The sequence below is a fragment of the Pseudoxanthomonas sp. genome (genome assembly GCF_051953815.1).
Classification (GTDB): domain Bacteria; phylum Pseudomonadota; class Gammaproteobacteria; order Xanthomonadales; family Xanthomonadaceae; genus Pseudoxanthomonas_A.
Genome location: NZ_JBQCIJ010000012.1, coordinates 1 through 5,115 on the forward strand (window position 1 = coordinate 1; position 5,115 = coordinate 5,115).

General features: G+C 70.4%; 5 protein-coding genes. All 5 read left to right on the top strand.

All coding sequences use genetic code 11. The annotated features are described in order from the left end of the window. Positions 1-586, top strand: a 586-nt coding sequence (locus ACTHN1_RS02815; protein WP_440469453.1) for a methyl-accepting chemotaxis protein, incomplete at its 5' end; no start/stop codon positions are given. A 73-nt stretch (positions 587-659) separates the two neighbouring features. Then, the gene (locus ACTHN1_RS02820; RefSeq protein WP_440469454.1) at positions 660-1,544 is read left to right on the top strand and encodes a CheR family methyltransferase; all 885 of its coding nucleotides are present in this window, start codon (positions 660-662) and stop codon (positions 1,542-1,544) included. Further along, the gene (gene cheD, locus ACTHN1_RS02825; RefSeq protein ID WP_440469455.1) at positions 1,541-2,143 is read left to right on the top strand and encodes a chemoreceptor glutamine deamidase CheD; all 603 of its coding nucleotides are present in this window, start codon (positions 1,541-1,543) and stop codon (positions 2,141-2,143) included. The genes ACTHN1_RS02820 and cheD overlap by 4 nt, the downstream gene beginning before the upstream one ends. Next, complete coding sequence (locus ACTHN1_RS02830) at positions 2,143-3,231, top strand: protein-glutamate methylesterase/protein-glutamine glutaminase (RefSeq protein WP_440469456.1); 1,089 nt, start codon at positions 2,143-2,145, stop codon at positions 3,229-3,231. The genes cheD and ACTHN1_RS02830 overlap by 1 nt, the downstream gene beginning before the upstream one ends. After that, positions 3,228-5,087: a hypothetical protein gene (locus ACTHN1_RS02835; RefSeq protein ID WP_440469457.1), complete on the top strand. Its 1,860-nt coding sequence runs from the start codon at positions 3,228-3,230 to the stop codon at positions 5,085-5,087. The genes ACTHN1_RS02830 and ACTHN1_RS02835 overlap by 4 nt, the downstream gene beginning before the upstream one ends. Positions 5,088-5,115 lie beyond the last annotated feature (28 nt).

The window sequence follows — 5,115 nt, forward strand, 5'->3', positions numbered from 1 at the left end:
CGCCTTCCAGACCAACATCCTGGCGCTCAACGCGGCGGTGGAAGCGGCCCGCGCCGGCGAACAGGGCCGCGGCTTCGCGGTGGTGGCCTCGGAAGTGCGCACGCTGGCCCAGCGCAGCGCCAACGCGGCCAAGGAAATCAAGGGGCTGATTGAGGCCTCGGTGGACCAGGTGTCCACCGGCTCGGCGCTGGTCAACCAGGCCGGCGCGACCATGGGCGAAATCGTGGCCTCGGTGCAGCGGGTGACCGACATCATGGCCGAGATTGCCGCCGCCTCGCAGGAACAGTCCGCCGGCATCGAGCAGGTCAACCAGACCATCACCCAGATGGACGAGACCACCCAGCAGAACGCCGCCCTGGTCGAGGAAGCCTCCGCCGCCGCACGCAGCATGGAGCAGCAGGCGCAGAGCCTGGCCGAAGCCGTGTCGGTGTTCGAACTGGACGTTCTGGCGCCGGCCCCGGTGGCGGTCGCCGCGCCGCGCGTCGCGCACGCGCCGGTCTCCCGCCCCGCTCCGTCGCGCCAGACACCGGCCGCCATCGTCGAGGCCGCGCTGGCGACCGAAGGGGAAGACTGGCAGGAATTCTGATTCCGCCATTCGCTGCAACGGGCGCCTCCACGGCGCCCGTTCTCGATGACCCGTCCGACCCCACGAGTTCTCCATGTCCGTCCCGCTCCGCACTTCCTCCACCGCCGCCCACGATGACGACGCCCCGCGCTCCCAGGGACGCGAGTTCGAATTCGGCGATCGCGATTTCCGCCGCGTCTGCGAGCTGATCCGCCAGCGCGCCGGCATCGCCCTGGCCGATGGCAAGCGCGACATGGTCTATGGCCGGCTGTCGCGGCGCCTGCGCGCGCTTGGACTGCGCAGCTTCCGCGAGTACCTGGATCAACTGGAAACCGATGGCGGCGACGAGTGGCAGGCGTTCACCAACGCGCTGACCACCAACCTCACCGCGTTCTTCCGCGAGCCGCACCACTTCGACCGCCTGCGCGACGAACTGGCCCAGCGCTCCGGCGACGGCGTGCTCCGGCTGTGGTCGTGCGCCGCCTCCACCGGCGAGGAGCCCTACTCCATCGCCATCACCGCGTGCGAAGTATTCGGCACGCTGAATCCGCCGGTGCGGATCCTCGCCACCGACGTCGACACCCAGGTGCTGGCGACCGGCGGGCGCGGCGTCTATCCGCTGGAGCGCATCGCCGGGCTGGACGACGGCCTGCGCCGCCGCTACTTCCAGCGCGGCACCGGCCCGAACGAAGGCTACTGCCGGGTGCATCCCGCGCTGCGCCAGTTGATCGACTTCCGCCCGCTCAACCTGCTGGCGCCGCGCTACGACGTCGAAGGGCCGTTCACGGCGATCTTCTGCCGCAACGTGATGATCTATTTCGACAAGCCGACCCAGCGCGGCATCCTGTCGCGGCTGGTGCCGCACCTGGCCGACGACGGCATGCTCTACACCGGCCACTCCGAGAACTACCTGCACGCCGCCGACATCATCCAGCCGTGCGGCCGCACGCTGTATCGCCGCGCCGGGGCGCGCGCATGAGCGCCGCCGCCCTCGCCTTCGCCGACGGCAGCGTGCTGCGCTATCACGACGCGCGTTTCCAGACCCCGGCCGCCAAGCTGCTGCCCACCCAGTACCTGGTGGTCGACGACGGCACCGCGCTGGTCACCGTGCTGGGCTCGTGCGTGGCCGCCTGCATCCGCGATCCGCTGCTCAAGCTGGGCGGCATGAACCACTTCCTGCTGCCCGACGGCCAGGCCGGCGACGGCGCGCCGTCGCGCTACGGCAGCTTCGCGATGGAACTGCTGATCAACGATCTGCTCAAGCGCGGCGCCAGCCGCGCGCGCCTGGAAGCCAAGGTGTTCGGCGGCGCCAACGTGCTCAAGGGCTTCACCAGCAACCCGGTCGGCACCCGCAACGCCGAGTTCGTCCGCCGCTACCTGGAAACCGAGCGCATCCCGGTGGTCGCCGAGGATCTGTGCGGCATCCATCCGCGCAAGGTGTGGTTCTTCGCCGCCACCGGCCGGGTCGTGGTGCAGCGCCTGCCGCACGCGCACGACGCCGAAGTGGCGGCCGCCGAATCCGCCGCCCGCGCGCGGCTGTCGCGCACGCCGGTCAGCGGTGGCGTGGAGCTGTTCTGATGGTCGCGCCCTGCAAGGTCCTGATCGTCGACGACTCCGCGGTCGTGCGGCAGATGCTCACCGAGATCCTGTCCAGCGATCCGGGCATCGAGGTGGTCGGTTCCGCCACCGACCCGTTGATCGCGCGCGAGAAGATCAAGCGGCTGAATCCGGACGTGCTCACCCTGGACGTGGAAATGCCGCGCATGGACGGGCTGGCGTTCCTGGAAAACCTGATGCGGCTGCGCCCGCTGCCGGTGGTGATGATCTCCTCGCTGACCGAGCGCGGCGCCGACACCACCCTGCAGGCGCTGGCGCTGGGCGCGGTCGACTTCGTCTCCAAGCCCAAGCTCGACGTGGTCCGCGGGCTGGAATCCTATGCCGACGAGATCATCGCCAAGGTCAAGGCCGCCGCGCGCGCCAAAGTGCGCCCGCTGGCGCGCCCGGCCAGCGTGCGCCAGAGCGCCGACGCGGTGCTGCCCGCCGCGCAGCCGGCGCGGGCATTGCGCTTCCAGACCACCGATCGGCTGATCGCGATCGGCGCCTCCGCCGGCGGCACCGAGGCGCTGCGGGTGGTGCTGGAGCAGATGCCGGCCGACGCGCCGGCGATCGTCATGACCCAGCACATTCCCGCCGGCTTCAGCCGCGCCTTCGCCGAACGCCTGGACCGGCATTCGGCGATGGCGGTGCGCGAGGCCAGCGACGGCGAGGCGATCCTGCCCGGCCACGCCTACCTGCCACCGGGCGGACGCCACCTGCGGGTGATCCGCGACGGTGCGCGCTGGCGCTGCCGGATCGACGACGGTCCGCCGGTCAACCGGCACAAGCCGGCGGTCGACGTGCTGTTCCGCTCGGTCGCGCACGCGGCCGGCGACAACGCCATCGGCGTGATCCTCACCGGCATGGGCGACGACGGCGCCCGCGGCCTGCTCGAGATGAAGCAGGCCGGCGCATTGACGCTCGCCCAAGACGAGGAAAGCTCCATCGTCTTCGGCATGCCCAAGGAAGCCATCGCGCTGGGCGCCGCCGACAGGGTCGTGCCGCTCCGCCGCGTCGCCGGAGAAATCACCGCCTACGCCGCCCGTGCTCCGCAAAAGGACACCGCATGACCTCGCTCGATCTCGCCACAGCAATCGTCCCCCGCGGGGCTGAGGAGGGGGACCATGCAGAGCATGGGGCAGGGGGCGGCCAATCCCTCGGACCTGACCATCACGCCTCCGAGGCGCTGGCGTCCCGCATTGTCGGTATCGCTGCCGATCTCGAAGGTCCGCGCGACGCCATCGATGGCGCCTTCGTCGCCGTCGGCAGCCGCCTTGCCGAGTGTGCCGAGATCCTGTCGCGGCTCACCGAGACCTTTGAAACCCTGCCGGTCGACCTGGAGGGCCCCGATCTCGCAGAGGCCACCGACCGGCTCGCCGTGGTCGGGCGCCGGGCCGGCGAGATCGCCGTTAGCCTGGGTGCCGAGCAGGCCGACCTCAACCGCCTGGTCGAGGCCCTGCGCGGTGCGGCGCACCCGATCTCCGAGTTGCGCCGGACCGTCAAGATGATGGGGATCGTCGCCATCAACGCGCGCGTCGTGGCCGCCAGCGTGGTCAGCGAAACCGAGGATTTCGGCGTCTTCACCACCGATATCGCGCAACTGTCGGAATCGGCCGCCACCACCATCCAGCGCTTCTCGCGCACCTACGAGGCGCTGACCATCGTGGTCGGCGAAGCCGCGACGGCCCGCGCCGGCTTCGAAGAGGCGCACCGCGACACCCTCTCGACCCTTGCCGCCGAGCTCGACCGCGACCTCGTCGAAGTGACCGAACAGCGCCTGACCTCGGTCCGCTCCAGCGCCGTCACCGGCCAGATGTCGCGCACCATCGCCGACAAGGTCGCCACCACTGTGATGGCGCTGCAGGTCGGCGACGCCACCCGCCAGCGTGTCGAACACGTCGAGGCCGCCCTGCGCGATCTCGCCGCCCTGATCCTCTCCCGCGAGGCGGTGGAGGGGGCCCATGCGGAACATGGGGGAGGGGGGAGCCAGAGCCTTGCGGCCCCTATCACCGTGCTGCAGCGCCTGCAGCTCGCCGGCGCTCGCGAAACCCTGGTCCTCGAAATGGCCGCGGGCGCTGACGCGCTCACCCAGCTCGCCGTTGACGTCGAAGCGGTGCTCGAACATGCCCGTGAGGTCTATGGATCGGCCGAGAACCGCTCTGCCCTCTCCGAATTGCACAGCGCCGTGCGTCGCGCCGTGACGGTGCTGCGCGACTGCGAAGCCGAGCGCGAAAAGCTCGATCGGGTGGCCGGCGCGGTCTCCGAGACGGTGAGGGTGCTGCTCGATCACGTCGAGGCGGTACAGGACATCGAGTACAAGATGCGGCTGGTTTCGCTCAACGCTGCAGTCAAGTGCGCCCAGCTCGGCCCGCGCGGCCGCGCCCTCGACGTCATCGCCCAGCAGTTGCGCACGCTGACCGGCGAAACCGTGGTTTCAGCGCATCAGGCAGTGGGGCGCCTCAACCAGGCGGCAGAGTTCTCCGCTGCCTTTACCCATGCCACTGGCGCCGGGGCCAGCCGGGTCGGTGATCTGGAGCGCGAGGCCACGGCGTCGCTCGCCCAGCTCGAATCCGTCGGCATGCGGATGAAGAACGCGCTGCTCGGGCTCTATGACGACGGTCCGCGGGTCGCCGACCGCCTCATCCAGGCTGTCGACAGCCTCGCCAATCATGGGGCAATCTCCGAAGCGCTAAGCGACATCGAACTGAACATTGCCGGGCTGATCGGGCCGACGGCCCCGGACCAGGCGGTGGCCGACAGCGCCGGCGAGGCCGACACCAGCCGCGCCGAATTCCTCGCCGCCCTGCGCAAGCGCTACACCATGGATGCCGAACGGCGGGTCCACGACGCCTTCACCGGCATCGAGGTCGCCTCCGAGCCGGCGGTCGCGGAGGCGGGAGACGGGTTGGACGACCTGTTCTTCTAGTTTTGGGGGCGTCGGCACGGCAGATCGG

Excerpts from the sequence above, each read along its gene's own strand:
- ACTHN1_RS02835 (WP_440469457.1), top strand. The coding sequence starts at position 3,228 with ATGACCTCGCTCGATCTCGCCACAGCAATCGTCCCCCGCGGGGCTGAG.
- ACTHN1_RS02820 (WP_440469454.1), top strand. The coding sequence starts at position 660 with ATGTCCGTCCCGCTCCGCACTTCCTCCACCGCCGCCCACGATGACGAC.
- ACTHN1_RS02830 (WP_440469456.1), top strand. The coding sequence starts at position 2,143 with ATGGTCGCGCCCTGCAAGGTCCTGATCGTCGACGACTCCGCGGTCGTG.
- cheD (WP_440469455.1), top strand. The coding sequence starts at position 1,541 with ATGAGCGCCGCCGCCCTCGCCTTCGCCGACGGCAGCGTGCTGCGCTAT.